Origin of the sequence: Streptomyces sp. NPDC001407 (genome assembly GCF_042895325.1) — a bacterium.
Lineage (GTDB): Bacteria > Actinomycetota > Actinomycetes > Streptomycetales > Streptomycetaceae > Streptomyces.
Genome location: NZ_JBIAWF010000035.1, coordinates 1 through 25662, shown reverse-complemented (window position 1 = coordinate 25662; position 25662 = coordinate 1). Strand labels below are relative to the sequence as shown.

Below are 25662 nucleotides of genomic sequence, written 5' to 3'. Positions count from 1 at the left end.
CCCTGGCGGTGCTGAGAACACCAATCCAGGGGTCTGCACCCAGTAGGGAATAGGCCCCCACCAAGTGTTCCGACATGCTATCGCTCCCGCACGCTCCTTCACGCAGATTGCCAACGAGATCATTCGCAGCCCGAAGCTCTCTTCGGACGCCGTACGGCTGCTCATCTGGCAGTTGTCCCTGCCGCCCGGCGTCGACCTCCCGTTGTGGCAGGTCGCGGACCGGGCCGGGATCAAGCCCACCCGGTTCATCCGCGCGAAGCGCGAGCTCGCCGCCGCCGGGTACTACCACGAGTGGCGCGAGCAGGGGCCGGGCGGGCGGTGGGCCACCGAGCAGCTCGTCTCCGGCGTGCCGCTGACCGCCGAGGAAGCCGCCGCCGTGCGGGCCGGGCAGCCGGGTCCTGGGATTCCGGTCGTCGGTGAGCCGGGTGGCCGGTCCGTCGGCCGTTACCAAGAAGAAGACACAGAGAAGAACACTCACCAACCTCCCCAACCCGCCCCGCCTGAGCCGGAACCTGGGCCAGAGTCCGAGTCAGAGTCCGAGCCAGAGCCCCTGCCCCCGCCGACTCCCCGAGCCAGCCCGCCCGACGGCCCGGCCCCCGTACCCCCGCCCTTCGTCGCGCAAGGCGCCCACGCCCTGACCGCCGTCTCCCGCACCGAACGGCAGCTGCGGCTGTCCGGCACGGACGTCGCCCGCCTCGCGCCGCTCGCTGGGGAGTGGTTCCAGCGGGGAGCCTGCCTGGCGGAAGTCCGGGAAGCGTTGACCGGCGGGCTGCCCGCTCACGTCCATTCCGCCGCCGGGATTATCCGGAACCGGCTGCTCCGCAAGATGCCCGACGCTCCCACTTTCGCCGAGCAGCGCGCCGTCGAAAGGCGCTTCGCGCCTCCCGTGCGGCCACCCGTACAGCCGAGCAAGCCCGCCCATGACGCGTCGGGCGCCATCGCCGCCGCCCGCCGTGGCGCGGCCGCCGTACGGGCGGCGATGCGCGGGCCGGGCACGCTGCCCGGGACGGCCCCGGCTTGACCGGTGTGCCTCCAGCGCGGTGCCGGTCGCGCCGATGCTCCCCAAGTCAAAGGAAATTGACGGATACACGGCGGGCCCTTGGGGGAGGATTGCGGGGTGCGGAAGGTCTGGGTGGGCGTGGGTGTCGGGATCGGAATGGTCCTGTGTTTCATCGGGCTGCTCGTCGTCGGCGTGTACACGGCCGCCGCCAACCTCGTGGGTGGTGGCGGAGGGGGCACGGTGGGGCTGGCGAAGGGTGCCGTCCCGGCGCAGTATCAGCAATTGGTGAAGGACTGGGGCAATCTCTGTCCCGCCCTCAACCCCGCGATCCTCGCCGCGCAGATCTATTCGGAGAGCGGCTGGGACCCCAAGGCCGTGAGTCCCGCGAACGCGCAGGGGATAGCGCAGTTCATTCCCGAGACGTGGGCGAGCCACGCGATCGACGCCAACAAGGACGGCAAGCGGGACATCTGGGACCCCCAGGACGCCATCCCGTCGGCCGCCGTCTACGACTGCGAGCTCTCCAAGGACGTCCAGAGCGTGCCGGGCGATCTCTCGGACAACATGCTGGCGTCGTACAACGCCGGTGCGTACGCGGTCATCCAGCACCACGGCGTGCCGCCGTACAACGAGACCCAGGGCTATGTGAAGTCCATCCGGACCCTGGAGAAGAGCTTCGCCAGGCCCATCAGCCCGGTCGCGCCCTCGCAGCAGGCGGCCGGCGCCATCTACTACGCGCAGGACAAGCTCGGCACGCCCTATCTGTGGGGCGGCGACGGCACCGCCGCGGACGGGGGGCGCTTCGACTGCTCGGGGCTCACCAAGGCCGCGTACGAATCGGTGGGCATCACCCTGCCGCGCGTCGCCAACGACCAGTGGAACGCGGGCGCGCACCCCAAGCGGAACGAGCTGCTCCCCGGGGACCTGGTCTTCTTCGCGCACGATCTGACGGACCCTCGCAGCATCCACCACGTGGGGCTCTACGTGGGCGGCGGATACATGATCAACGCTCCGCACACCGGGGCCCTGATCCGCTTCGACAAGATCGACACACCGGACTACATCGGGGCGACCCGGGTCACCGAAGATGGCGCGAAAGCGCTCCCCAAGGTCAAGGGGGTCTGAAGTCCCGACCCCGGACTGCAACGATGGGTCACCCTTCGATAACGTCCAGGTGATCTTTGAGTGGAGAGTGGAACGCCCGGCCGGAGTGGCGCGTTCCATGAGAGTGGGAAAGCAGCGCCCCCGTCGGCGGGCGCAACGGACCACGGGGGTCGGCAGCTGGACGTAGCACGAGGCGACAGATAAGGGGCCACGACACATGGCTGGACTCGCGGTGGGGCACCTCGTGTCGGAGGCCGGGGGCGGGCCGGGCCCCGACAACAGCTTGCTCTACGACATCAACGGCATCGCCAGGTCCGCTCCCAACTGGCTGGATCGCGCCGTGGAGTTCATCGGCGAGTACGGCATCGTCCTGGGCCTCGCCGTGCTGATGGTCTGCGCCTGGTGGAGCGTCCGCAAGCGGGAGGACGCGCCTGCCGCCGTGGCCGGGCTGCTGTGGGCGCCCCTGGCCGCCGGGATCGCGCTGCTCGTCAACATCCCGATCCGGGACTTCGTCAAGCGGCCCAGACCCTTCGTCGACCACACCGGGCTGGACGTCCTCGTCAAGGGCAAGACCGACTACTCCTTCGTCAGCGACCACGCGACGCTCACGATGGCCATCGGGGTGGGCCTCTTCGTCGCCAACCGGAAGTACGGCCTGATCGGCATCGGGCTCGCCTTCCTCGAAGGCTTCTGCCGCGTCTATATGGGCGTGCACTATCCGACGGACGTCATCGGCGGGCTCGCGCTCGGCACGGCGGTGGCGCTGCTGCTGGCTCCGCTGGCTCTGATGCTTCTTACTCCGGCGGTGCGGTTTCTTGCGGGGTCGCGGGTGGGGTGGTTGGTGCGGGCTGGTGGGGCGGTGGCTCCTGTGGTTGCCCCTGCGGCGGGGCGGCCGGAGCGGCCGTTGCCGCGGGACAACGATCTGGCGGCGTAGCGGTAGGGGCGCCTGCGGCGGGCTTTTTCCCCAGCCCCGCCCCTTCCCGAAACTGGGGCGCGTGCCCCAGACCCCCGGCTGCGGGTCCGTTGCCTCCCCCAGCTACCTCCCCCAGACTCCGTCCGGGGGTGCCCCCAGAGGTGCCCCCAACGGGCTGAAAAGAAAAAGCATGGCGCGCCCGGGAGCCTGGGGCTCCGCCCCAGACCCCGAAGCACGCTTCGCGCGCTGTCCTCAAACGCCGGACGGGCTGGGTTCCGAGGCCCCCCTCGCGTGGGACGTCGCATCCTCGCGCGCCAGGGAGCGCGCCCGGCGGGCCGGGCCTCGCCAGCCGCAGGTGCAGTGGGCGCTGCAGAAGGAACCCGTCTCGCTGGTGCTGGTGGAGTGTGCCGCGGAGAGGGGCGCGGCGGCTGTGTCGGACACGTGACCACGCTACCCCGGCCGTGACGGTGGTCACCGGGGGTCGTTGACAGTTACGGGTTCCACAGCGTGCTGGCAGGGGGCTGACGGTCATGGTGGTGCGAGGGCGCGGGCGCGTGACGGCGGGTGGCGTGGCCCTCGGCCTGCTGGTGTCCGGCTGCGCGGCCCAGGAGCGGCCGGAGCTGCGGGACGATCTCAGGAGCCTGAGCGGCAAGGCCCGGCAGGCGGACGACCCCGGCTGGGCCCGTGCGGCGCTGCGCAGCGCCGCACGGGCGCTCGCCGAGGCGGGCGGCGCCAAGGTGCGTACGTCGATGGAGACCGTCAGCGGCGGCACCCGGCTGACCATCCACGGCGCGGGCGGCTACGACTTCGCCCGGCCCGCCGGTGAGTTGACCGTGCTGGTGCCCGCAGACGCGGCGGGCGCCACCGAACACCGGGCCGTCACCGAGGTGTTCGTACCCGGCGCGCTCTTCATGAAGAACCGCGGGGCGGGCGTCCCCGACGACAAGTGGGTGCGGCTGTCGACGCCGGCCTTCGCCGACGGCAATCTGCTCACCAACGGCGCCACGGACCCGCTCGCGGCGGCCGAACTGCTGGGCGGCGCGCGCGAGGTGACGTACATGAGGGACGAACAGGTGGACGGGGTCCGCGTGCGGCACTACTGGGGCACCATCGACCTCGGCCAGGCCGCGCGCGCCGCGCCCGAGCGGGACCGCGACGCGCTGGCCGTGGCGGCGAGAGGTTTCTCCAGCGGCACGGTGCGGTTCGACGCGTATCTGGACCGGCAGGGCCTGCTGCGCAGGCTCTCCCACCGGTTCGGCGTCGTGCGGGGCGGGCCGGCGGCGCCGATGACGGTCGTCTCGACCCTCGATCTCTACGACTTCGGCAGCAAGTTCGATGTGGCACTCCCGGCTTCCGCCGATATCTATGCGGGGACCGTGGGTTCGCCGCGGAAATAACGCGGCACGGCGTGGTTGGCCATGGAAATGGTCCTTCTGTGCCATGCGCGCCATGTGTACCGATCACTACGCTGGTAAGCCGAAGAACCAAAAACCCGAGGACCAGAACCCGAGGAGGTGAATCACGTGGTTTCGCGACGCGGTTCGTCGGGTGGGCCGGATCCCGTGGCCCTCATCGAGATCGATCTCTACGGTGATTTGATGATCGCGGCCTCGAGCGCCGACGAGGACCGCCTGAGCCCCGACCGCATCGACGAGGTCCTGAAGGTCGTCCGGGCGGCGGAGACGCGGGGCGAGTAGCCGCCCGCGGCCCGGTCCGCGGCCCGCCGCCGGGCGCTACGTGCGGAGCAGCCGCGCGATCGCCGCGCTCGCCTCCGCCACTTTCGCGTCGATCTCGTCGCCGCCCTTCACCGCGGCGGCGGCCACGCAGTGGCGCAGGTGCTCCTGGAGCAGCTGGAGGGCGAAGGACTGGAGAGCCTTCGTGCTCGCCGACACCTGGGTGAGTATGTCGATGCAGTAGACGTCTTCCTCGACCATGCGCTGGAGGCCGCGGATCTGGCCCTCGATCCGGCGCAGGCGCTTGAGGTGCTGGTCCTTCTGGTCGCTGTAGCCGTGCGGACCGTGGCCGTGCCCCTGCCCGGGCGACGGCGAGGCGTCCGCGACGGGCGGCTCGCCGTGGCAGGACGTGGCGCCGGTCGTGCCGGCTCCGGCTTCCGTGGTGGTCATGGCGTCCTCCGTCGTCCCTTCCCGGAGCGCGGATCCGGGGTGCGCCGGGCGCTGGTCCGCTCCCTGGGCGAAGTGGTGCCGCCCCTGTCGGGTGCGTATACCCCACTCACATACCCCCGGCAGGTATATGGTACAGAATTCGGTGGCCGAAGGCGGTACCTGCCTTCGTGAGCACTGTGCTCGATGGGCGACACTGAGGGAATGCCAGTTAGCCGTGGCTGGATGATGCGCCTAGCATCAACGAGACCGAATCCGCTGCACCCCGAGGATCCCACGTGCGCTTTCGTCTGACCCCCAGGGAGACGAGCTTCTACGACATGTTCGCCGCGTCCGCGGACAACATCGTCACGGGCTCCAAGCTCCTCATGGAACTGCTCGGAGCGGACACGTCCGCCCGAGCCGAGATCGCCGAGCGGATGCGGGCAGCGGAGCACGCGGGGGACGACGCGACGCACGCGATCTTCCACCAGCTGAACTCCTCCTTCATCACGCCGTTCGACCGCGAGGACATCTACACCCTCGCCGGCTCGCTCGACGACATCATGGACTTCATGGAGGAGGCCGTCGACCTGGTCGTGCTCTACCAGGTCGAGGAGCTTCCGAAGGGCGTCGAGCAGCAGATCGAGGTCCTCGCGCGGGCCGCCGAGCTCACCGCCGAGGCCATGCCCAACCTCCGGACCATGACAAACCTCACGGAGTACTGGATCGAGGTGAACCGCCTCGAGAACCAGGCGGACCAGATCCACCGCAAGCTGCTGGCTCAGCTCTTCAACGGCAAGTACGACGCCATCGAGGTGCTGAAGCTCAAGCAGATCGTGGACGTGCTGGAGGAGGCCGCCGACGCGTTCGAGCACGTCGCCAACACGGTCGAGACCATCGCGGTCAAGGAGTCCTGACCCCCGGTGGACACCTTCGCTCTCGTCGTGACCATCGGGGTCGCGCTCGGCTTCACCTATACGAACGGCTTCCACGACTCCGCGAACGCCATCGCGACCTCGGTCTCCACGCGGGCGCTGACCCCGCGGGCGGCCCTCGCGATGGCGGCGGTGATGAACCTCGCCGGTGCCTTCCTGGGCAGTGGCGTCGCCAAGACCGTCAGCGAGGGTCTGATCGCCACGCCGGAGGGCCAGAAGGGGATGGGCATCCTCTTCGCGGCGCTGGTCGGCGCGATCGCCTGGAACCTCATCACGTGGTACTTCGGGCTTCCGTCGTCCTCCTCGCACGCCCTGTTCGGCGGCATGGTGGGCGCGGCGCTCGCGGGCGGCACCACGGTGATCTGGTCGGGTGTGGTCGAGAAGGTCGTCATCCCGATGTTCCTCTCGCCCTTCGTCGGCCTGATCCTCGGCTATCTGGTGATGGTCGCGATCATGTGGATGTTCCGTAAGTCCAACCCGCACAAGGCCAAGCGCGGCTTCCGTATCGCGCAGACCGTCTCGGCGGCGGGCATGGCCCTCGGCCACGGTCTGCAGGACGCGCAGAAGACCATGGGCATCGTGGTGATGGCCCTGGTCATCGGCGATGTCGAGGGCAAGGGCGACGCGATCCCGCTGTGGGTCAAGCTCGCCTGCGCGCTGACGCTGTCCGCGGGTACGTACGCCGGTGGCTGGCGCATCATGCGCACGCTCGGGCGCCGGATCATCGAGCTGGACCCGCCGCAGGGCTTCGCCGCCGAGACGACGGCCGCGTCCGTGATGTACACGTCGTCGTTCATGTTCCAGGCGCCGATCTCCACCACGCACGTCATCACCTCCGCGATCATGGGCGTGGGCTCCACGAAGGGGTCGCGCGCGGTGCGCTGGGGCGTCGCCAAGAACATCGTGATGGGCTGGTTCATCACGATGCCGGCCGCGGCGATCGTGGCCGCGCTCAGCTACTGGATCGTGCGGCTGGCCTTCGGCTGACCTTTCCCACCCGCCCGCCCATGACCCGAGAGGGCTTTCCGGGGCTCCGCCCCGGACCCCCGACGGCGCGCGGGCGTCACATACAGACGGGCCCGCCCCCTGCTACCGACAGGGGGCGGGCCCTTCGCCTTGCGGCGGCACCGCCAAGCAGCGCCGTAAGGCGGTCTCTGTCCGAACCTCTATCCGAAGCGGCCCGAGATGTAGTCCTCGGTGGCCTGGACGGAGGGGTTCGAGAAGATGCGCGCCGTCTCGTCGATCTCGACCAGCTTGCCCGGCTGGCCGACGCCCGCGAGGTTGAAGAAGGCCGTACGGTCCGACACGCGCGCCGCCTGCTGCATGTTGTGCGTGACGATGACGATCGTGAACCGCTCCTTCAGCTCGCCGATCAGGTCCTCGATGGCGAGCGTGGAGATCGGGTCGAGCGCCGAGCAGGGCTCGTCCATCAGCAGCACCTGCGGCTCGACCGCGATGGCCCGCGCGATGCACAGGCGCTGCTGCTGACCGCCGGAGAGGCCCGCTCCCGGCTTGTTCAGCCGGTCCTTGACCTCCTTCCAGAGGTTGGCGCCCTTCAGCGACTTCTCCACGATCGCGTCCAGCTCGGCCTTGCGGACCCGGCCGCCGTTGAGGCGGATGCCCGCGGCCACGTTCTCGTAGATCGACATGGTCGGGAAGGGGTTCGGGCGCTGGAAGACCATGCCGACCGTGCGGCGTACGGAGACGGGGTCGACGCCCGGCCCGTAGAGGTTCTCGTCGTCGAGCATCACCTTGCCCTCGACGCGGCCGCCCGGGGTGACCTCGTGCATGCGGTTGAGGGTGCGCAGGAAGGTGGACTTGCCGCAGCCGGAGGGGCCGATGAAGGCGGTCACGGAGCGGGGCTCGACGGTCATCGAGATGTCCTCGATGGCCTTGTGGTTGCCGTAGTAGGCGTTGAGGCCGCCGACGTCGATGCGCTTGGCCATGGGAATCACTGCTTCTTTCGTGAGCCGCCGGTCAGCGGCCGGTCTGCGGGGCCTTCCAGCGGGCGATGCCGCGGGCCACCAGGTTGAGGATCATGACGAAGGCGATGAGGACCAGGGCCGCGGCCCAGGCGCGGTCGTAGCTGGCCTCGTTGCCCGCGGCCCACTGCTCGTAGATGTAGTACGGCAGGGAGGACTGGGCGCCGTCGAAGGGGTTGTTGTTGATCACCTGGGAGCCGAAGACCAGGAGGACGATGGGGGCGCTCTCGCCCGCGATGCGGGCGATCGCGAGGGTCACGCCGGTGGCGATGCCGCCGATGGCCGTGGGCAGGACGACCTTGAGGATCGTGCGCCACTTCGGCACGCCGAGGGCGAGGGACGCCTCGCGGAGCTCGTTCGGCACGAGCTTGAGCATCTCCTCGGTGGAGCGGACGACCACCGGCATCATCAGGATCGCCAGGGCCATCGACCCGGCGAAGCCGGAGTAGCCGAAGTCCAGCATGAGGATCCAGAAGCTCAGCACGAACAGGCCCGCGACGATCGACGGGACGCCCGTCATCACGTCCACGAAGAAGGTGACCACCTTGGCGAGCCGCCCGCGCCCGTACTCCACGAGATAGACGGCGGTCAGCAGGCCGACCGGCGCCGCGATGGCGGTGGCGATGCCCACCTGCTCCAGGGTGCCGATGATCGCGTGGTAGACGCCGCCGCCGGGCTGGATCGTCAGCACGCCGGCCATCGAGTGGGTGAGGAAGGTGCCGTCGAGGACCTTCGAGCCGCGGCTGACCGTCTCCCAGCCCAGGGAGACCAGCGGGACGACGGCGACCAGGAAGCAGACCCACACCAGGCTGGTGGCCAGGCGGTCCTTGGCCTGCCGGCGGCCCTCGACGCGGGCGGCGAGGCCGTACATCCCGGCGACGAAGAGGAGCGCGGCGATCAGGCCCCACTGGATCCGGCTGCTCAGACCGGCGCCGAGGCCGATCGCGATGCCGACGGCGGCCGCGGCGACCGCGACGGCGGGCGGTGCCCAGCGCGGCAGGCGCGGCTGGCGCAGGCGCGTACGGGGCAGCGGGGCCTGGTCGGCGGTCCGCGGCTGGTCGATGGTCACGTCGCTCATTCCGAATACTCCTTGCGACGCGCGATGATCATCCGGGCCGCGCCGTTCACCAGCAGGGTCAGCAGGAACAGGACCAGGCCGGACGCGATCAGGGCGTCCTTGCCGATCTCGCCCGACTCCTTGAAGCTGCTCGCGATGTTCTGCGCGAACGTGCCGCCGCCCGGGTCGAGCAGGCTCTTGCCGATGACGAAGCTGGGGGAGAGCACGGTCGCGACGGCCATGGTCTCGCCGAGCGCGCGGCCCAGGCCGAGCATCGAGGCGCTGATGACGCCGGACCGGCCGAAGGGGAGCACCGCCATCCGGATCACTTCCCAGCGGGTGGCGCCGAGCGCCAGCGCCGCCTCCTCGTGCATCTTCGGGGCCTGGAGGAAGACCTCGCGGCTGACGCTGGTGACGATCGGCAGGATCATGATCGCCAGCAGGATGCCGATGGTGAAGAGCGAGCGGGCGGCGCCGTCGTGGTAGGCGAGGACTCCGGTCCAGCCGAAGTAGTCGTCGAGCCAGCTGTAGAGCCCGCCGAGGTGCGGCACCAGGAAGAGGGCGCCCCACAGGCCGTACACGATGGACGGGACGGCGGCGAGCAGGTCGATCACGTACGCGACCGGGGTGGCGAGCCTGCGCGGCGCGTAGTGGGAGATGAAGAGCGCGACGCCGATGGCGACGGGGACCGCGATGACCATCGCGATCAGCGAGCTGACGATCGTGCCGAAGGCCAGGACCGCGATGCCGAAGACCGGCGGGGTGGCGTTGGCGTTCCACTCGAAGGTGGTGAAGAAGTTGCCGTGGTCGTGCGAGAGGGCGCTTGTGGCCCGGACGGTGAGGAAGACCGCGATGGCGGCCATGATCACCAGCAGCAGGATTCCCGAGCCCCGGGAGAGGGCGAGGAAGACGCGGTCACCGGCGCGGGCGGCCGGCTTCGGCTGCCCGTCGGGGGCCGCGGGGCCGGGTGGGCCCGCTGCGGTCGTGCTGGATATGTCCATGGGGTTGTCTCCGGTCTGCGGAGGCGGCCGGAATCCGGCCCGCTCTCCTGGCGGCGGTGCACCGGACGGTGCGGCCGGACGCCCGCTGGGGGTCCGGCCGCACGCGGGTCACGAGAGGTTCGCGATGTTCTCGCGGACCTTCTTCGCGATCTCGGCGGGCAGCGGGGCGTACCCCATGCCCTTGAGGACGGACTGGCCGTCCTCGCTCGCGATGTAGGTCAGGAAGGACTTGGTGGCGGCGAGGGTGTCGGCCTTGTTGCCCTTGTCGCCGACGATCTCGTAGGTCACCAGGGTGATCGGGTAGGCGCCCTCGGCCTTGGTGTTGTAGTTGAGCTTGAGCGCGAGGTCCTGGCCAGTGCCGGTGATCTTCGCCTCGGCGATGGCCTTGGAGGCGTTGTCCGAGGTGGCCTCGACCGGGGCGGCGGCGCCGGTGTTGAGCTTCACCGTCTTGATCGAGTTGGCGGTGGCGTAGGACAGCTCGAAGTAGGAGATGGCGCCCTCGGTCTGCTTGACCTGCGAGGAGACACCGGCGGAGCCGTCGGCGGACTGGCCGCCCTTGGCGGCCCATGCCTTGGCGGGCGCGTAGGGCCACGACTTGTCGGCGGCGGCCTTGAGGTACTTCGTGAAGTTGTCCGTGGTGCCGGACTCGTCCGAGCGGTGGAACGCCTGGATCTTGGTGCTGGGAAGCTTGGCGTCCTTGTTGAGCTTGGCGATCGCCGGGTCGTCCCACTTCTCGATCTTGCCGTCGAAGATCTTGGCGAGGGTGTCCGCGTCCAGGACGAGGTTGTCCACGCCCGAGAGGTGGTAGCCGATCGCGATCGGGCCGCCGACCATCGGGAGGTCGATGCCCTGGCCGCCCTTGACGACCTCCTTGGACTTGGCCACCTCCTCCGGCTTCAGCGCCGAGTCGGAGCCGGCGAAGGCCGTCTTGCCCTGGAGGAACTCCTGGATGCCCGCGCCCGAGCCGGTGGGCTTGTAGTTGATCTGGATGTCCTTGCAGGCCGCCATGAAGTTCTTGACCCAGAGGTCCATGGCGTTCTTCTGCGCGGACGAGCCCGAGGCCAGCAGCTGGCCCTTGCCGTCGCACTTGATGTTGCCCGCGGCCTTGGTGGCGCCACCGGTGCCGGTGTCGCTGCCGCTGTTGTTGTCCGAACCGCACGCCGTGAGGACCAGGGCGCCGGAGACGGCGATGGCGCCGAAGGCGACGGCGCGGAGCCGGTTCTTGCGCTGAAGCTTCACTTTTGGGGAGTTCCTTCCGGGAGCCGCCGCTGGGGCGGCGTGCGAGAGGTTGTCGGTGCGGTTCAGCCGTTCCGCTGCGGTCCCGAATGCCCGGGACCCGCACCCTCTACGACCGAAATTAGGCAGAACAGGTGAAGCGGTCGATGGGTGAGAGTGAACGGAGGGTGAACCTCACCGGTCAGGGTGGTAGCCGGTCGGGCGGCTGGTTTGTCGGCCAGTGTGACGCAGATCTCTGTCCGTTTTCCGGTCGCCGTGACAGCATCCGTTTCTCACGTGACGCTATGTCAGACCTGAGGGCGGAAGCCGCGGAGGTGGCCTGTGAGGTGGCACGGCAGGGGTACGGGCAGTGGGGACACGGAGACACCCGGCGGCGGCCGCCTGATCGTGACGGCCGCCCTGGTCTGCGCGGCGGCCGTGGCGGGGGCCACGTTCCTGCCGGGCACGGCGTACGCGGACCCCAGCCCTCCACCGCGCGGCCTGGAGGAGGTCCACAAGGAGGTGGAGGGCCTCTACCGGCAGGCGGAGGCCGCCACCGACGCGTACAACGCGGCAGGTGAGGAGCAGCGCCTCCAGGAGAAGTCCATCGCCGAGCTCGCCCGGTCCGCGGCCGCCGCGCAGGAGCGCATGAACCGGCTCAAGGACCAGGTCGGCGCCCTGGCCCGCGCCCGCTACCGCGACGGCAGCATGCCGCCCCAGGCGCGCCTCTTCCTCTCCTCCTCGCCCCGGACCTTCCTCGACGGCCTCGCGCTCGCCCACAAGGGCGAGGCCGCCACCCGGGGCGTGATCGCCCAGCAGGCGGCCACCCGGAAGACGCTGGACGGCTACGCCAAGGCCGCCGGTGAACGCTGGAAGACGCTGGACGGCGAGCGGAAGAAGAAGGAGTCCGCGAAGAAGGAGATCGAGGCGAAGCTGGCCGCCGCCAAGGAGCTGGAATCGCGGCTCGAGACGAAGGAAAAGGAACGGCTGCGAAAACTGGAGGAGGACCGCGCCCGCGAGGACCAGCGGAAATGGCTCGCCTCCCAGCCGGCGAAGGGCGTGACCGCCAAGGAGGCCCTCCAGGACTCCGGCGCCGCGGCCTCCGACGAGGCAAAGCGGGCGGTCGCCTTCGCGACGGCCCAGATAGGCAAGGACTACGTGTGGGGCGCGGAGGGACCCGACACGTACGACTGCTCCGGCCTCACCCTCAAGGCGTGGACCGCGGCCGGGCGGGCCATCCCGCGTACTTCGCAGGAACAGTGGCGTCAGCTGCCCCGGGTGGACGTGAAGGACATGCGGCCGGGCGATTTGATCATCTACTTCGCGGACGCGAGTCATGTGGGCGTGTACGTGGGGGACGGGACGATCGTGCATGCGCCGCGGCCTGGGCGGCAGGTGACGCTTGCGGGGGCGGGGACGATGCCGATTCTTGGGGTCGTGCGGCCTGGGTGACGGTCGTGGTCGCCTGCGGCGGCTTTTCTTTTTTCCCCAGCCCCGCCCCTTCCCGAAACTGGGGCTTCGCCCCAGACCCCGCAACACGGCTTCGCCGCGTTGTCCTCAATCGCCGGACGGGCTGGATTTGGCTGATGTGGGTGCGCAATTTCAGCCCGTTGGGGACCCCCAAGGGCGCTGGGGCCCGGGGTCTCCCCCCACGCGGCGGAGCCGCACATCAGACGCAGCCGGGAAGGGGCGGGGCTGGGGAAAAAAGCCCGCCGCAGGCAGCCCGCAGGGCGCGGCGCCATGTGACCCCCGCCACCCCAAGGGGTGACGTTTCTCATTGCGTGTTTCTCCCCTCACGCGCCAAATGCCGCACAGGCAACCGCATATGACAGCGGCGAGTGGCCCCGTTCCATTCCGTTCGAACGGATCGGCCGCTAGGGTCGCGTTCGGCGCTCACCGATCGGTGGGCGCCATGTTCTCGGGGGGAACGGAAGGAAGCCGTCACCATGTCCGTACCCGCGCCGAGGCTCGCCGAGGCGGCCCCGCTCGACGCCGGGCTGACCCTGCTGGTGATCGAGAGCGACCCCGGGGGCTCGCTGTCCATGCCCGAGATGGCCGAGATGTCGGGTCCGGCGGGCAAGCCGGTCCGTATCCGTACCGCCCGCAACCTCACCGAGGCCGAGCGGCTGCTCACCGACGACGTGCACTGCATCCTTCTCGACCTCGCCCTCCCCGCCGCCGAGCGGGTCTGCGAACCGGCCTGCGTCACCGCCGGCTGCGCCGGCGACGCCGAGTCGCACGCGGCCGAGCCCCGCGACGAGCTGGACACCCTGCGCCAGGTGCTGCGCCTCGCGCCCCGGCACGCCGTCCTCGCGCTCACCGCGGAGACCGACGCCGAGCGGGCCGCCGAGGCCGTACGCGTGGGGGCGCAGGACTACCTCTTCCGTGACGAGCTCGACGGGCGGGTGCTCAGCCGGGCCATCCGCTACGCCGTCGAGCGCAAGCGCGCGGACCTCGCCCAGCACCAGCTCACCGAGTCCCGGCTGCGCGCCCAGGAGAACGCCCGGCTGGAGCGCGGCCTGCTGCCGACCCCGCTGCTGGCCGGTTCGGACCTGCGGTTCGCCGCCCGCTACCGCCCGGGCCGCAGCCGCGCGCTGCTCGGCGGCGACTTCTACGACACCGTGCGGACGCCCGACGGCACCGTCCACGCGATGATCGGCGACGTCAGCGGCCACGGCCCGGACGAGGCCGCGCTCGGCGTCGAACTCCGCATAGCGTGGCGGGCCTTGACGCTCGCCGGGCTGTGCGGTGACGAGCTGCTGTCCACCCTCCAGCAGGTGCTGGAGCACGAGCGGGCGGACGAGGAGACCTTCGCGACGCTGTGTGCCGTCGACATATCGCCCGACGGCCGCCGCGCGGGCCTGAGCCTGGCGGGCCACCCCGCGCCGCTGCTCGTACGCCCCGGCCAGGCCCCGCGCCTGCTGCCGCAGGACAGCGGCGGCCCCGCGCTCGGCCTGCTCCGGCGCGCCCGCTGGCCGCGCCGGCAGATCGAACTGGGCGGCAGCTGGAGCCTGATGATGTACACCGACGGCCTGATCGAGGGCAGGATCGGCGAAGGCGCGCGGCGCCTGGGCCAGGAGGGCATCGTCGAGCTGGTCACCCGTCAGGTCAAGGACGGCCTGACCGGGGAGGCGCTGCTGGACGCGGCGGTGACGGAGGTGCGGGCGCTGAACGGCGGCGAGTTGACGGACGACCTGGCGGTCCTCCTGCTGGACCGCGGCTGAGGCCCGTACGCCGCCGCCCGCGGATCAGTACCTGCCGCCGCCGCGCGGCCCCTTCTTCGGCCAGCTCCGGCGGCCGTTGATCCGCTTGAGCGTCGCCCGTACTTCCACGTAATAGACGATGGTGGCGATGAGGGCGGCCAGGATCAGGAGGAAGCCGAGGCCGCCGAAGATGCCCGCCAGCGCGGCCCAGCCGCCGCCCAGATAGCGCGCCGACGGCAGCCCGGAGACGAGCGCCGCCAGCGCCATGACGGTGATCCAGAAGCGCTTCGTCTGCTTGTCGGCCGCGCGGAAGGCGTCCTCGCGGGTGGTCGCCGCGTCGACGACCGCCGCCAGCGCGAACAGGCACAGCACCCTGGGGAGCCATTCCGCGAGCCAGCCGATGGCGCTGCCGAACCCGTCAACCAACACGTGGCTCACCTCAAGGTCGTTCCATTACGGGCGCTTGCGCCCGCCACGGTACCGGGAGAACGGTCCGGGCACGCGGCACACCGCCCCGGACCGCTCCCTCCCGCCTACTGCTTACTGGTCGTCGGACTTGGCGTCCGTCTTCTTGGGGGCTGCCGCGGTCTTGCGGGCGGCGGCCGGCTTGCGCGCCGCGGCGGGCTTGGCGTCGGCGTCCTGCGCACCGGCCTCGGACTTGTCCTCGGTCTTGGCGTCGGTCTTGGCGTCCGGCTTGGCGTCGCTCTCCGGCTCGATGGCGACGGCGATGTCGGCGACCTCGTCGGCGGCCTCGCCGCGCCAGGTCTTCACGGCGACGCGGCCGCGCTCGGCCAGCTTCTCGTACTGCTCGCCGGCCTTCGCCGCGTACCCCACGGCCTGGCCGACGCCCTGGAGCAGCAGGTCCTGCGCGGACTGGCCGAACTTCTTCGCGTCGGTGTCGAAGGTGTTGACGATCTCGGTGAACTTGGCGGTCACCGTCGCCTGCGTCTCCTTGGCCCGCTGGGTCACCTTCTGCTGAAGGGCCTTGGGGTCGGTGTTCCGCAGCTGCTCGAAGCGCTGGGGGGCCTCGGCGACGACCTGTCCGATCACCTCGAAGGTGAGGTCGGCGGCTCCGGCCGCGGCGTACGCGGTGTCGGTCGCGGCCTTGCGGAAATCCTGGGTGGTGGCCATGGCGATGGTCTCCCGGTCAGCTCGAAGATTTGCTGTCGTCGTCCGTCGCGAGCCCGTTCTCCTTACGGAAGGACTCGTAGATCTGGAGCAGCACCTGCTTCTGCTGCTCGTTGATCGCGGGGTCGGCGAGGATCACACTGCGGACCTCCGCGTCGCCCCGGTCCCGCTCGTCGAGAATCCCGGCCTGCACGTACAAGGTCTCGGCGGAGATCCGCAGCGCCCTCGCGAGCTGCTGGAGGATCTCGGCACTCGGCTTGCGCAGGCCGCGCTCGATCTGGCTGAGATAAGGATTGGACACCCCCGCGGCATCGGCGAGCTGCCGCAGCGTCAGCTGCGCGTTGCGCCGCTGCTCCCGCAGATACTCACCGAGATTGCCGACGTTGAGTGATCCCATGCGCTCGATGCTGCCCCACGTTGCTAACTTTTGCAAGCGACTGCTTGCAAAAGTGTCTGCGGGTGGGGGTGGCCGGGCCCCGCGTGCAGTCCATGATCAACCACCTCCGGTCGGGGGCGTGAGAACGGTGAGGGTCGCCGGGTTCGACGGAGTCCGACGGCGGAAGCGATCCGGACGTGGCTCGCCCGGACGGTGAACAGACCGGCTCCGTACCCCGGCTCCCGCCGCCGGCGGCCGAGTCGGCGGCGGGTCTCGATCCGCAGGTCGCCGGTGGTCACCCGGCGGATGGGCCGGTCGTCAGCAGCTCGTGCGGCTGGCCGAGGGTGATCGCGCCCGCCGCGTCGAGCCGGGCCAGCTGGGCGTCCGTCAGCTCGACCGCCAGGGCGCCCAGGTTGTCCTCCAACTGGGCGGGGGTGCGGGCGCCGAGCAGCGTGCTCGCCACGCCCGGCTTCCGCGGCGTCCAGGCCGGCGCCACCTGGGCCGGGGTGTGCCCCAGCTCGCCGGCCACCTCCCGGACCACCCCGGCCACGCCGAGGCTGCGTTCGGTGAGGGCCCATGGATCACTGACGGCCGCGGCGGAGGGCCGACAACCTGCCGATACGTGGCGCTGACCTGCTGGACCGGGAGAGCGGGCCCCGGCCGCGGTTCCGTCCGGCCGGCCGGAGGGCGTGGCCGCACACCGTGCAGAGCAGGCCCAGGGCCAGCACGGCCCAGGAGTAGGTGAGCAGGCTCGCGACCTGGAGCAGGAGGCCCAGGCCCCACAGCCGGGGGTTGCGCACGACGCGGCGCAGCGGCCGGCCGGGCACGCGGTTGCGGAGGAACGCGTACATCCCCAGCGGGCCGATGCCCAGGACTGCCACGACGGCCAGGCCGAAGACGAGCAGGATCAGTGAACCGTACGTCAAGACATCCCCCCAGGTTGTCCTGTACGGGACGCTACGCCCGGCCAGGGGCGTCCTGCTCACCGGGGCGGCGTCGGCCTTCGGTCGCCGTACCCACCTTTTTGTGGGTACTTGGCAGCGCGCCCCGGCCGGGCGAAGCTCGTGGTGAGCGATCGGCGGGGCGCGCGGACCGGTGGACAGGAGGGGGAATCAGGAGGCCGTCCGGGCCTCGGCAAGTCGCTCCAGGCGGCGGTGGCCCCACTCGGAGAGCGGGGCGAGCGCCTCGGAGAGCTCTCTGCCGAAGCCGGTCAGGGAGTACACGGTCTTCAACGGCAGCACGTCGTGCACTTCCCGGTGCACCAGCCCGTCCGTCTCCATCTCGCGGAGAGCCTGGGTCAGCACCTTCTCGCTGAGGCCCGGCAGTTGGCGGCGCAGCTCTCCGGGGCGTTGCGGACCGGATTCCAGCAGCCAGAGCAGGGTGTTCTTCCACTTGCCGTCGATCACGGCGATCGCGGCGGTCACTCCACAGACGTCCAGATCCTGGGCACGACTGCGCGTCATCTCTGCCCCTTTTCTCATCTATCGCGGTTTTCACAAGGGAGTCGAACCATGTCCATGCACTCAGAACACTCCGGACAGTCTGCCGTCACCGTGCTCGGCCTCGGGCCGATGGGCCGGACCCTGGCCGGTGCCTTCCTCGACGCGGGGCTGCGGACCACTGTCTGGAACCGGACGCCCGGCAGGGACGGCGAGCTCATCGCGCGGGGCGCGGTCGGCGCGCGGTCGGCGGAGGAGGCGGTCGCCGCGAGCGAGCTGATCGTGGTCTGCGTGGTGGACTACGACGCGGCGGACTCCGTCCTGCGGCGCGACGCGGTCGCCGAGGCGCTCAAGGGGCGCACGGTCGTGAACCTGACCGCCGACACCCCGGACCGGGCCCGGAGCACGGCGGAATGGGCGGCCGCGCACGGCATTTCGTACCTCGACGGCGCGATCATGACGCCGACCACGACCATCGGGACGCCTGACGCGGTGTTCATCCACGCCGGCCCGGAGGAACTCCACCGCAAGCACAGGCCGGTGCTGGAGGCGCTGGGCGGCACGCACACCCACCTCGGTGAGGACATCGGCCGGGCCGCGGCGTACGACATCGCGCTGCTGGACATCTTCTGGACCGCGATGGCGGGCTACGCGCACGCCGTGGCCGTGGCGCGGGCGGAAGGCATCACCGCAGGGGAACTGGCGCCGTTCGCCGGGGGCATCGCGGCGATCCTCCCGCCGCTCTTCGCGCAGGACGCGGCGGACCTGGACAGCGGCAACTTCTCCGGCAAGGTCAATCCGATCACCTCGGCGGCGGCGTCCATGGCCCATATCGTCCACACCTCCGAGGCCCACGGCATCGACGCGAGCACGATGCGCGCGGCCGAGGGCATGGTCCGCCGGGCCATCGGACTGGGCCACGGCGCGGACGGGTTCGCCCGGATCCCCGAGGTCCTCGGCCGCCGCTGAGGGAAGTGGCGGCACCCCTCGTGCGCGCTCACACCGCCTTCGCGCCGGAGGCCAGTGCCCGCTCCGCCGCCTCGAGGATGTTCGTGAAGGTGCGGGTGAGGATGGGGCGTACGGCGCGGCGGGTGAGGGCGGGGCCGATGAGCGGGAGCGGGATCTCGGCCCGGGTGGTCCAGCGGACGTGGGTGCCGGCGTCGGTCTCGGTGAAGGTCATGCGGCCGAGCTCGTGCCGCGCCGGCGGGATGCTGCGGTCGACGACGTACTCCGTGGCGTACGGGGCGTCGTAGACGGTGATGCGTTCCCGGAACCAGCCGATCAGCCAGAGGTGGCTGCGCACCGCGCCGACGCCGTACGGCGCGGACTCGCCCCGCCGGGTCAGGCGGCAGCGCACCACCAGGGGTGACTTCGTGTAGTTGGTGGTCGTGGTGAGCCAGGCGAAGACGTCCTCGATCGGGGCGTCGATGACACGGTCGACCGTCACGGTTTCCACGGCTGTTGGCCTCCTCTGTCGAGTGGGAGCACCGTCTCGGCGCGGTGCAGCTTGTCCGGGTTGCGCATGCCGTAGAGGCCCGTGATCCGTCCGTCGTGGATCTCGAAGGCGACGAGCCAGTCGAGTTCGCCGTCGGTGACGAACCGGGCGGCGGGCATGCCGTTGTACGTGGCGTGCTCGACGCGCGTCGCCGCGGTCGTGCTGCGGAGCACGCCGATGACGAACCGGGCGACGTCGGCGCTGCCGGTGACCGGGCGGCGGGCGGCGACGACCTTCCCGCCGCCGTCGGAGATCTGCACGACATCGGGCGCCAGCAGGTCCATCAGCGCCTGGACCTCACCGGTCGTCGCCGCGCGCAGGAACCGCTCGACGATCTCCCGGGTCGCGCCGGAGTCGGGCTCGAAGCGGCGCCGCCGCGCGTGGACGTGCCGCCGGGCCCGGTGGGCGATCTGCCGGACGGTGACCTCGGTCTTGCCGATCGAGGCGGCGATCTCGCCGTGGGTGTAGCCGAACACGTCGTGCAGCACGAACACCGCGCGCTCGGCCGGGCCCAGCGTCTCCAGGACGAGCATCATGGCCATCGACACCGACTCGGCCAGGATCGCGTCCTCGCTGACCTCGGGCGCGGTGCGGATCGGCTCGGGCAGCCAGCTGCCGACGTACTCCTCGCGCCGCGCCTTCACCGCCCGCAGGTGGTTGAGCGCCTGCCGGGTCACGATGCGGACGAGGTAGGCCCGCGGGTGCTCGACCGTGGCCGGGTCGACCGCGCTCCACCGCAGATAGCTCTCCTGGAGCACGTCCTCGGCGTCGGCGGCGCTGCCCAGCATCTCGTAGGCGATGGTGAACAGCAGCGGACGGTGCTCGCTGAAGGCGTCGTCCTCGCTCATGGCTGATACCGGTCCTCTCCTCGTACGGCCGTCGAGCCGTACGCCCATCGAGACACGCCGCACCGGTGAACCGTGACAGGGTGCGGCTGTGGTTCACGTCACACGGCCGGAGGGGTTCGCCCAGGGCCCGGCTCGTCACATTCCCGTCCCGCCGGGAGTCATCGCTGTGGAGTCACAGAACAGCCGACGAGATTTGGAGCAGCCATGACGTCGACCATCCTGGTCACCGGCGGCACGGGCACCCTGGGTGGCCATGTCGTGCCCCTGCTGCGGGCGGCCGGCCGTGAGGTGCGGGTGCTCAGCCGGAGCGCGCGCGAGTCCGCGGACGGCATCGAGTACGTGACCGGCGACCTGCTCAAGGACGAGGGCATCGAGGCCGCGGTGGCCGGTGCCGAGATTGTCATGCACCTCGCGGGCGGCCCCAAGGGCGACGACGAGGCGACCCGGAACCTGGTGCGGGCCGCGATGGGTGCCCGCGTGCGGCACCTGGTCTACATCTCGGTCATCGGGGCGGACCGGATCCCGCTGGGCTACTTCCGGTCCAAGCTGGGCGCCGAGCGGGCCGTGGCCGGATCGGGTCTGCCCTGGACCACGCTGCGCGCCGCCCAGTTCCACGACCTGGCCCTGACCGTGGCGGGGAAGATGGCGAAGATGCCGGTCGTGCCCGCGCCGGGCGGACTCCGCTGGCAGCCGGTCGACTCCCGCGAGGTGGCGGCCCGGCTCGTGCAGCTGGCCCTCGGCGAGCCGGCGGGCCTGGTGCCGGACCTGGCCGGGCCCGCGGTGTACGGGTTCGCCGAGCTGACCCACGGATATCTGCGGGCGTGCGGCAAGAAGCGGCCGACGTTGCCGGTCCGCATGCCCGGGAAGATCGGCCGCGCCTATCGCGCCGGGGAGAACCTGACGCTCGAAGGGGCGGTCGTGGGCAGGCGGACGTGGGAGGACTTCCTGGCGGAACGCGTCGGCTGACGCGTGGGCTGACGCCTGGTCCGAGGCCTCCGCGCGGCCTACGACCTCGGCCCGATGTGCGGCGCGGACCGCATCGGTAGCGTCACCGGCCATGAAGATCAAGACACCGCCCCGCAGCCCTGAGCAGCGCAGAGCCGACGTGCTGGCGCGCCTGGAGAGCGAATTGGACATCTGGGTCGCCTCGGCCGCCGGGGACGGGACGCCGTGCCTGGTCCCGCTGTGGTTCGTGTGGCACGAGGAGGCGCTCTGGCTCTCCACCCTCCTCACCAACCCCACCGGGCGCAACCTCCGCGACAGCGGCCGGGCCCGCCTCGCGCTCGGGCACACACGGGACGTCGTCCTCCTCGACGGCGCGGTGGAGACCTTCACCGCGGCCGGTGTCCCGGCCGCGGCGGCGGCGGCGTTCGAGCGGCGCACGGGCTGGGACCCGCGCGCGAGCGGCAAGCCGTACGCGTACTTCCGGGTGCGCCCCGAGGCGGTGCAGGCGTGGCACGAGACACACGAGCTGAAGGGGCGTCACCTGATGTGCGACGGCGAGTGGGTGGCCTGAGGGGGCCGCGGGATCAGGGGCGTCTGCCCGAGACCACCGTGGCGTGGAGCTCCTCGTCGTGGGCCACCTCGGCGACCAGGCCCGCGCGGGTGAACCAGGCCGCCGTGGCGGCGGCCTGGCGTTCGCTCGTCTCGACCAGCAGATGGCCGCCGGGTGCGAGCCAGTCGACGGCCTCCGCGGCCACGCGGCGCTGGACGGCCAGGCCGTCCGAGCCGCCGTCGAGGGCGACTTGGGGCTCGTGGTCGCGGGCCTCGGGTGGCAGGAACTCGATCTGCCCGGTGGGGACGTACGGCGCGTTGGCCACCAGGACGCCGACGCGGCCCTTCAGCGTGGCGGGCAGCGGGGCGTAGAGGTCGCCCTCGTGGACCGGGACGCCCGCCGCGAGGTTGCGACGGGCGCAGCGCACGGCGGCGGGGTCGATGTCGGCGGCGTGCAACTCCGCGCCCGGCAGGGCCGCGAGGAGCGCGGCGCCGACCGCGCCGGAGCCGCAGCACAGGTCGACGACCACGGGGGAGGGGCCGCCGGCCAGGGCGGCGGCCTGCCGGACGAGGTGTTCCGTACGCCGTCGGGGCACGAAGACGCCCGGGTCCACGGCTATGCGCAGGCCGCAGAACTCGGCCCAGCCGAGGACGTGTTCCAGGGGGAGGCCGACGACCCGCTGGTCGACCATGCGGGCGGCGTCGTCCGGCGTGCGGGCCGTGGCGAGGATCAGCCGGGCCTCGTCCTCGGCGAAGACACAGCCCGCGGCGCGCAGCCGGGTGACGACGGCGGAGGGTGAAACGAGTGACGTAAGAGCAGACATGAGAGCCTTCCGGGAATCCGAAGGGCGCTCTCGCGGTTCACCCGCGCGGGGCGGACCGTACGGCCACGAGGGGAGAGCACCCGACCTGAACAGCGGTAATGGGTCTCACCTCCTCGGTTGCGTACTGCCTGAGCCGCTCACACTACCCGACGGGCCCGGACGCGTCCCCTCCCGCGATCAGCCTGTGGACGGAGGCCGCCATGTTCGCGGCGAAGGCGTCCCGGACGGCGGGCTCCAGCAGCTCCAGGGAGAGATACGGATTGAGGTCTTCCAGTTCCACCAGGAGGAGTTCACCGCCGGGCGCGCGGCAGGCGTCCACGCGCTGGATGCCGTGGTCGATGTCGTTCCAGTCGACGAACCGCTGCGCGAATTCCAGGTCGGCGGCGGAGGGTTCGTACGCCTCCAGCTCCCAGCGCCGGTCGGGCCGCGGCGCGTAAAGGGCGTACTGGAAATCCCGGTCGATGAAGTAGAACGACACCTCGTAGGCGAAGGGGATCCGCGGCTGCACCAGCACGTCCCCGTAAGGGAGTTCCGCGAGCCGCTCCCGGGGGGCGAATTCCAGGCCTATGGAATCCGCGCCGAGCTTCGGCTTGACCACGTATTCGTCCGCCTCCGGCAGACGGCCGATGTCCCGCGGGTCGTCGATGGTCGGGATGACGGGAAAACCGGCGGCTGTCAGCTCCAGCAGATACCGCTTGCCGACCATGTCGGCCTTGCCGGAAAGCTGGTTGTAGACCCGCACCCCCTGCTTCTCCGCGAGTGCGCGGAAATCGTCGTACGCGGCCTGGTAGTGCAGCACGGGCCCGCTGTTACGGACCACGACGGCGTCGAAGCCCTCCATCAGGGCGGCCGCGTCCAGGGGGTGGCACAGGGCGATGTCGAATTCCGCGCGCAGCCGGGAGGAGAGGAAGATGTCCTCGTCGCAGTACCGGCGCCCTCGGGCTTCGTAGGCGAGGTCGGTGACGTAGAGAAGGCGGCGGCGGGGTTCGGCGGGCATGTGGTTTCTCCTGGTGGGTGGGGCTGCTCGCCAAATTACACGGGGTGGGGTGGCGGTGGTTTTTCCCCAGCCCCGCCCCTTCCCGCACTGGGGCGCGTGCCTCAGGCCCCCGGGTGCGGGTTGCTTGCGCCTGCGGCGCTTTGTTCCCCTACCCCGCCCCTTCCCGGCTGCGTCTGATGTGCGGCTCCGCCGCGCGGGGGGAGACCCCGGACCCCAACCCGGCTTCGCCGGGTGTCCTCAAACGCCGGACGGGCTGATTTGGCTGATGTGGGTGCGCAATCTCAGCCCGTTGGGGGCACCTCTGGGGGCACCCCCGGACGGAGTCTGGGGGAGGTAGCTGGGGGAGTTTGAGGACAGCGCGCGAAGCGTGTTGCGGGGTCTGGGGCGAAGCCCCAGTTTCGGGAAGGGGCGGGGTAGGGGAACAAAGCGCCGCAGGCGGCAAGCAACCCGCACCCTGTTCACGCCCCATAAGGCCGAACCGCCCGAGCCTCGCGCAGCGAAAGCGCCCACCACGCCAGCTGATCGAGCATGACCTTCGCCGCCCCCGCCGCCGCGTTCCCCGCCTCCGCGTCGACGTGCGTGCCGTCCTCGTCGAACTTGCCCCAGGGGCTGTGGAAACTGACCGTCTCGCGGATCGTCACCGCGTGCAGCTCCGAGAAGACCGGGCGCAGGTGGGCGACGGAGCGCAGGCCGCCGGAGAGGCCGCCGTAGGAGATGAAGGCCACCGGCTTGGCGCGCCACTGCGAGTAGTGCCAGTCGATGAGGTTCTTCAAGGATGCCGGGTAGCTGTGGTTGTACTCCGGCGTCACGATCACGAAGGCGTCGGCCTGCTCCAGCCGCGGCGTCACCGCGCCCAGCGCCGCGGCGTCCTCCGGGGACAGCTCCCTGGAGAGGTGCATCGGCAGCGGGTGGTCGGCGAGGTCGATGATGTCGACCTCGACGTCGGAGCGCTCCGCGAGCCGCGCCTCGAACCACTTGGAGATGGTGGTCGCGAAGCGGCCCTCGCGAGTGGAGGCGATGACGACGGCGAGGCGGTAGGTGTTCTCGGCCATGGGGTCCCCCGAGGATTCGTGCCGGTGCGGTACCGGCGGGCTGTTGATCAGAAGCTTGGTACCTCAAGTTCACTTGAGGTCAAGCGCGATCTTTTCCGGGGCCGTCAGAAGATGTCGGGGCACCAGGGCCGGCGCGCCGTGCGCAGCAACGGATCGGCCAGGGCCACCGCACCCGCCCGCTCCTCGCCGATCCGCCCCAGCGCGGCGAGCCGCGAGGCCGACTCGTCACCGAGGGCCAGCGCGCCCAACTCCCCGACACCCAGCGTGAGATCCGCCGCCCGGCGCGTGGGCGTACAGCGCGCGCCCTCCGGCCCCGCCTCCAGCAGGAACCGCCCGCCCGCCAGGCCGTCGGGGTCGGTCACGTCCAGGACGAGCGTGCCGGAGGCGGCGTACGTACGGGCCTCCAGCAGCACCGGTATGTCGAGGGGCCGCACCCACAGATAGTCGGCGTGGGTGACGACGCGCGCCGCGCGCGGGTCGGGCAGCAGCAGGGGGAGTACGTCGTCGGGGGCGCGGTGGCCGGTGCGGACCCGGGTGATCCAGTCGACCGACAACAGGAAGTGCCACAGCGCCCGTTCGGCGGCCGGGGTCACGGCGATGAGCTCCTGGACGGTGGCCGGGCACTGCGGGAGCTTGCCCTCCCAGACGTCCTCCGCGGTGTACATGAGCAGGCCGTCGACACTGCCTTCCGGGGAGCGGTACAGCACGGAGAACGGTTCCTCCCAGGGCCTGCCGTCCGGGAGCTCGCCGGTCTTCCTCAGCCACCAGCGCTCGGAGCGGTCGACGGCGCCGTGTTGCCTGGCGCGCAGGCGTTCATGCAGGCCGGGGCCGTGTTCACGGACCTCGGCGAGGTCGGCGAAGCGCACCTGCCCGCCGTCGGCGGGGCCCGAGTAACGCCGGTCGAGGCCCGTACGCGCCACCTCGACCTCCCAGTCCGTGACCCAGGTGGCCGGGCCGAAGCCGTAGCGGCCGTAGATCGGGTACTCCGCCGCGATCAGGGTGGCGACGGCGTCCCCGCGCTCCTTGGCCGCGCGCAGATCACCCGCCATCATCCGGCTGAGCAGCCCGCGCCTGCGGTGGGTGGGCGACACGGTCACATTGCTGACCGCGTCAGCCACGACGTCCGCACCACCGGGGAGGGTGAGCCGCTGGTCGAAGCTGCGGAACGTGGCGACGCAGCGGCCGTCCTCGAACGCGCCTTGTGCGCGGCCGGTGTTGACGAGGGGGGTGCGGAACTCGATCTCTTCCTTGGGGACTTCAGGAGTCGAGAGGAAGGCGGTGTGCAGGGCTCTGCACCAGTGGGGGAGGTCTTCTTCGGTGACGGGTCGGATGTGGGGCGTCATGGGGGGGGGACGGTAGGGGGTGGCGGGTTTGGGGGCACGTGGTTTTTGGGCTGGGTGCGGGTGGGCGCCTGCGGCGGGCTTTTTCCCCTACCCCGCCCCTTCCCGAAACTGGGGCTCCGCCCCAGACCCCGAGCTGCGGGCCGGTTCGCCGCCC

General features: G+C 71.0%; 29 protein-coding genes. 12 read left to right on the top strand and 17 right to left on the bottom strand.

Features of this window, described 5'->3' with window-relative positions; translation table 11 throughout:
• Nucleotides 1-64 precede the first annotated feature (64 nt).
• From ACFY1P_RS32380 to ACFY1P_RS32360, 5 genes are all read left to right on the top strand, one after another.
• Nucleotides 65-1021, top strand: coding sequence for a hypothetical protein (locus tag ACFY1P_RS32380; protein WP_390752630.1), 957 nt, complete (start codon nucleotides 65-67; stop codon nucleotides 1019-1021).
• A 96-nt stretch (nucleotides 1022-1117) separates the two neighbouring features.
• A complete protein-coding gene (locus tag ACFY1P_RS32375; protein WP_361525560.1) occupies nucleotides 1118-2125 on the top strand; it encodes a bifunctional lytic transglycosylase/C40 family peptidase in 1008 nt (335 codons plus the stop codon).
• Nucleotides 2126-2321: 196 nt separating this feature from the next.
• The gene (locus ACFY1P_RS32370) at nucleotides 2322-3038 is read left to right on the top strand and encodes a phosphatase PAP2 family protein (protein ID WP_361525557.1); all 717 of its coding nucleotides are present in this window, start codon (nucleotides 2322-2324) and stop codon (nucleotides 3036-3038) included.
• Between the two features lie 533 nt (nucleotides 3039-3571).
• Nucleotides 3572-4414, top strand: a complete 843-nt coding sequence (locus tag ACFY1P_RS32365; protein ID WP_390752629.1) for a hypothetical protein — start codon at nucleotides 3572-3574, stop codon at nucleotides 4412-4414.
• A gap of 126 nt (nucleotides 4415-4540) precedes the next feature.
• Entirely contained in the window at nucleotides 4541-4714 is a 174-nt protein-coding gene (locus ACFY1P_RS32360) for a hypothetical protein (RefSeq protein ID WP_361525549.1), read from the top strand.
• 36 nt (nucleotides 4715-4750) lie between these two features.
• Here ACFY1P_RS32360 and ACFY1P_RS32355 read toward each other — a convergent pair whose 3' ends face one another.
• On the bottom strand, nucleotides 4751-5140 hold the full coding sequence (locus ACFY1P_RS32355) for a metal-sensitive transcriptional regulator (RefSeq protein ID WP_361525547.1): 390 nt from the start codon (nucleotides 5138-5140) through the stop codon (nucleotides 4751-4753).
• Nucleotides 5141-5415: 275 nt separating this feature from the next.
• Here ACFY1P_RS32355 and ACFY1P_RS32350 point away from each other — a divergent pair, with 275 nt between their 5' ends.
• Nucleotides 5416-6036, top strand: coding sequence for a DUF47 domain-containing protein (locus ACFY1P_RS32350; protein ID WP_030367109.1), 621 nt, complete (start codon nucleotides 5416-5418; stop codon nucleotides 6034-6036).
• Nucleotides 6037-6042: 6 nt separating this feature from the next.
• Nucleotides 6043-7041, top strand: a complete 999-nt coding sequence (locus ACFY1P_RS32345; RefSeq protein WP_361525544.1) for an inorganic phosphate transporter — start codon at nucleotides 6043-6045, stop codon at nucleotides 7039-7041.
• A gap of 179 nt (nucleotides 7042-7220) precedes the next feature.
• Here the strand turns inward: ACFY1P_RS32345 and pstB are convergent, their stop codons facing one another.
• From pstB to pstS, 4 genes are all read right to left on the bottom strand, one after another.
• Nucleotides 7221-8000: a phosphate ABC transporter ATP-binding protein PstB gene (gene pstB, locus ACFY1P_RS32340; RefSeq protein WP_361525541.1), complete on the bottom strand. Its 780-nt coding sequence runs from the start codon at nucleotides 7998-8000 to the stop codon at nucleotides 7221-7223.
• 31 nt (nucleotides 8001-8031) lie between these two features.
• The gene (gene pstA, locus ACFY1P_RS32335; RefSeq protein ID WP_390752628.1) at nucleotides 8032-9114 is read right to left on the bottom strand and encodes a phosphate ABC transporter permease PstA; all 1083 of its coding nucleotides are present in this window, start codon (nucleotides 9112-9114) and stop codon (nucleotides 8032-8034) included.
• Nucleotides 9111-10094 carry a phosphate ABC transporter permease subunit PstC gene (gene pstC / locus ACFY1P_RS32330; protein WP_361525535.1) on the bottom strand — a complete coding sequence of 328 codons (984 nt, stop codon included), beginning with the start codon at nucleotides 10092-10094 and terminating at the stop codon, nucleotides 9111-9113. The genes pstA and pstC overlap by 4 nt, the downstream gene beginning before the upstream one ends.
• Before the next feature lie 108 nt (nucleotides 10095-10202).
• Nucleotides 10203-11333, bottom strand: a complete 1131-nt coding sequence (gene pstS / locus ACFY1P_RS32325; protein ID WP_361525532.1) for a phosphate ABC transporter substrate-binding protein PstS — start codon at nucleotides 11331-11333, stop codon at nucleotides 10203-10205.
• A gap of 318 nt (nucleotides 11334-11651) precedes the next feature.
• On the opposite strand from pstS, the gene ACFY1P_RS32320 reads away from it, so the two are divergent.
• Together ACFY1P_RS32320 and ACFY1P_RS32315 are read left to right on the top strand one after the other, a co-directional pair.
• Nucleotides 11652-12761 carry an NlpC/P60 family protein gene (locus ACFY1P_RS32320; protein ID WP_390752627.1) on the top strand — a complete coding sequence of 370 codons (1110 nt, stop codon included), beginning with the start codon at nucleotides 11652-11654 and terminating at the stop codon, nucleotides 12759-12761.
• 494 nt (nucleotides 12762-13255) lie between these two features.
• A complete protein-coding gene (locus ACFY1P_RS32315) occupies nucleotides 13256-14533 on the top strand; it encodes a PP2C family protein-serine/threonine phosphatase (protein WP_390752626.1) in 1278 nt (425 codons plus the stop codon).
• A gap of 24 nt (nucleotides 14534-14557) precedes the next feature.
• Here the strand turns inward: ACFY1P_RS32315 and ACFY1P_RS32310 are convergent, their stop codons facing one another.
• The 6 genes from ACFY1P_RS32310 to ACFY1P_RS32285 form a co-directional block, all read right to left on the bottom strand.
• Complete coding sequence (locus ACFY1P_RS32310) at nucleotides 14558-14941, bottom strand: DUF2516 family protein (RefSeq protein ID WP_361525523.1); 384 nt, start codon at nucleotides 14939-14941, stop codon at nucleotides 14558-14560.
• Between the two features lie 111 nt (nucleotides 14942-15052).
• The gene (locus ACFY1P_RS32305; RefSeq protein WP_361525520.1) at nucleotides 15053-15643 is read right to left on the bottom strand and encodes a hypothetical protein; all 591 of its coding nucleotides are present in this window, start codon (nucleotides 15641-15643) and stop codon (nucleotides 15053-15055) included.
• Nucleotides 15644-15659: 16 nt separating this feature from the next.
• The gene (locus tag ACFY1P_RS32300) at nucleotides 15660-16037 is read right to left on the bottom strand and encodes a helix-turn-helix transcriptional regulator (RefSeq protein WP_361525517.1); all 378 of its coding nucleotides are present in this window, start codon (nucleotides 16035-16037) and stop codon (nucleotides 15660-15662) included.
• Nucleotides 16038-16311: 274 nt separating this feature from the next.
• A complete protein-coding gene (locus tag ACFY1P_RS32295; RefSeq protein WP_390752625.1) occupies nucleotides 16312-16566 on the bottom strand; it encodes an aldo/keto reductase in 255 nt (84 codons plus the stop codon).
• A 31-nt stretch (nucleotides 16567-16597) separates the two neighbouring features.
• A complete protein-coding gene (locus ACFY1P_RS32290; protein ID WP_361533333.1) occupies nucleotides 16598-16942 on the bottom strand; it encodes a hypothetical protein in 345 nt (114 codons plus the stop codon).
• 186 nt (nucleotides 16943-17128) lie between these two features.
• The gene (locus ACFY1P_RS32285) at nucleotides 17129-17479 is read right to left on the bottom strand and encodes a helix-turn-helix domain-containing protein (RefSeq protein ID WP_361533330.1); all 351 of its coding nucleotides are present in this window, start codon (nucleotides 17477-17479) and stop codon (nucleotides 17129-17131) included.
• A gap of 48 nt (nucleotides 17480-17527) precedes the next feature.
• On the opposite strand from ACFY1P_RS32285, the gene ACFY1P_RS32280 reads away from it, so the two are divergent.
• Entirely contained in the window at nucleotides 17528-18424 is an 897-nt protein-coding gene (locus tag ACFY1P_RS32280; RefSeq protein WP_361533327.1) for an NAD(P)-binding domain-containing protein, read from the top strand.
• Between the two features lie 28 nt (nucleotides 18425-18452).
• Here the strand turns inward: ACFY1P_RS32280 and ACFY1P_RS32275 are convergent, their stop codons facing one another.
• Entirely contained in the window at nucleotides 18453-18911 is a 459-nt protein-coding gene (locus ACFY1P_RS32275; RefSeq protein WP_361533324.1) for an SRPBCC family protein, read from the bottom strand.
• The gene (locus ACFY1P_RS32270; protein WP_390752624.1) at nucleotides 18899-19798 is read right to left on the bottom strand and encodes an RNA polymerase sigma-70 factor; all 900 of its coding nucleotides are present in this window, start codon (nucleotides 19796-19798) and stop codon (nucleotides 18899-18901) included. Before ACFY1P_RS32270 ends, ACFY1P_RS32275 begins: the two co-directional genes overlap by 13 nt.
• Before the next feature lie 204 nt (nucleotides 19799-20002).
• Between ACFY1P_RS32270 and ACFY1P_RS32265 the strand changes: the two genes are divergently transcribed.
• Both ACFY1P_RS32265 and ACFY1P_RS32260 read left to right on the top strand, forming a co-directional pair.
• Nucleotides 20003-20764 (top strand): NAD(P)H-binding protein, encoded by a 762-nt coding sequence (locus ACFY1P_RS32265; protein ID WP_361533318.1) that lies wholly within the window; start codon nucleotides 20003-20005, stop codon nucleotides 20762-20764.
• Nucleotides 20765-20855: 91 nt separating this feature from the next.
• A complete protein-coding gene (locus ACFY1P_RS32260; RefSeq protein WP_390752623.1) occupies nucleotides 20856-21314 on the top strand; it encodes a pyridoxamine 5'-phosphate oxidase family protein in 459 nt (152 codons plus the stop codon).
• A gap of 13 nt (nucleotides 21315-21327) precedes the next feature.
• Here ACFY1P_RS32260 and ACFY1P_RS32255 read toward each other — a convergent pair whose 3' ends face one another.
• The 4 genes from ACFY1P_RS32255 to ACFY1P_RS32240 form a co-directional block, all read right to left on the bottom strand.
• Nucleotides 21328-22116, bottom strand: a complete 789-nt coding sequence (locus ACFY1P_RS32255; protein ID WP_361533312.1) for a putative protein N(5)-glutamine methyltransferase — start codon at nucleotides 22114-22116, stop codon at nucleotides 21328-21330.
• Between the two features lie 142 nt (nucleotides 22117-22258).
• Nucleotides 22259-23113: a hypothetical protein gene (locus tag ACFY1P_RS32250; protein WP_390752622.1), complete on the bottom strand. Its 855-nt coding sequence runs from the start codon at nucleotides 23111-23113 to the stop codon at nucleotides 22259-22261.
• 458 nt (nucleotides 23114-23571) lie between these two features.
• Nucleotides 23572-24165 carry an NAD(P)H-dependent oxidoreductase gene (locus tag ACFY1P_RS32245; RefSeq protein ID WP_361533306.1) on the bottom strand — a complete coding sequence of 198 codons (594 nt, stop codon included), beginning with the start codon at nucleotides 24163-24165 and terminating at the stop codon, nucleotides 23572-23574.
• Between the two features lie 104 nt (nucleotides 24166-24269).
• Nucleotides 24270-25508, bottom strand: coding sequence for a GNAT family N-acetyltransferase (locus tag ACFY1P_RS32240; RefSeq protein WP_390752621.1), 1239 nt, complete (start codon nucleotides 25506-25508; stop codon nucleotides 24270-24272).
• Nucleotides 25509-25662 lie beyond the last annotated feature (154 nt).

Bases quoted from the DNA above. Each gene is read 5' to 3' on its own strand.
- ACFY1P_RS32370 (WP_361525557.1), top strand. From the start codon at position 2,322: ATGGCTGGACTCGCGGTGGGGCACCTCGTGTCGGAGGCCGGGGGCGGG.
- ACFY1P_RS32355 (WP_361525547.1), bottom strand. From the start codon at position 5,140: ATGACCACCACGGAAGCCGGAGCCGGCACGACCGGCGCCACGTCCTGC.
- pstB (WP_361525541.1), bottom strand. From the start codon at position 8,000: ATGGCCAAGCGCATCGACGTCGGCGGCCTCAACGCCTACTACGGCAAC.
- pstA (WP_390752628.1), bottom strand. From the start codon at position 9,114: ATGAGCGACGTGACCATCGACCAGCCGCGGACCGCCGACCAGGCCCCG.
- pstC (WP_361525535.1), bottom strand. From the start codon at position 10,094: ATGGACATATCCAGCACGACCGCAGCGGGCCCACCCGGCCCCGCGGCC.
- ACFY1P_RS32315 (WP_390752626.1), top strand. From the start codon at position 13,256: ATGTCCGTACCCGCGCCGAGGCTCGCCGAGGCGGCCCCGCTCGACGCC.
- ACFY1P_RS32305 (WP_361525520.1), bottom strand. From the start codon at position 15,643: ATGGCCACCACCCAGGATTTCCGCAAGGCCGCGACCGACACCGCGTAC.
- ACFY1P_RS32300 (WP_361525517.1), bottom strand. From the start codon at position 16,037: ATGGGATCACTCAACGTCGGCAATCTCGGTGAGTATCTGCGGGAGCAG.
- ACFY1P_RS32285 (WP_361533330.1), bottom strand. From the start codon at position 17,479: ATGACGCGCAGTCGTGCCCAGGATCTGGACGTCTGTGGAGTGACCGCC.
- ACFY1P_RS32280 (WP_361533327.1), top strand. From the start codon at position 17,528: ATGTCCATGCACTCAGAACACTCCGGACAGTCTGCCGTCACCGTGCTC.
- ACFY1P_RS32270 (WP_390752624.1), bottom strand. From the start codon at position 19,798: ATGAGCGAGGACGACGCCTTCAGCGAGCACCGTCCGCTGCTGTTCACC.
- ACFY1P_RS32265 (WP_361533318.1), top strand. From the start codon at position 20,003: ATGACGTCGACCATCCTGGTCACCGGCGGCACGGGCACCCTGGGTGGC.
- ACFY1P_RS32260 (WP_390752623.1), top strand. From the start codon at position 20,856: ATGAAGATCAAGACACCGCCCCGCAGCCCTGAGCAGCGCAGAGCCGAC.
- ACFY1P_RS32255 (WP_361533312.1), bottom strand. From the start codon at position 22,116: ATGTCTGCTCTTACGTCACTCGTTTCACCCTCCGCCGTCGTCACCCGG.
- ACFY1P_RS32250 (WP_390752622.1), bottom strand. From the start codon at position 23,113: ATGCCCGCCGAACCCCGCCGCCGCCTTCTCTACGTCACCGACCTCGCC.
- ACFY1P_RS32245 (WP_361533306.1), bottom strand. From the start codon at position 24,165: ATGGCCGAGAACACCTACCGCCTCGCCGTCGTCATCGCCTCCACTCGC.
- ACFY1P_RS32240 (WP_390752621.1), bottom strand. From the start codon at position 25,508: ATGACGCCCCACATCCGACCCGTCACCGAAGAAGACCTCCCCCACTGG.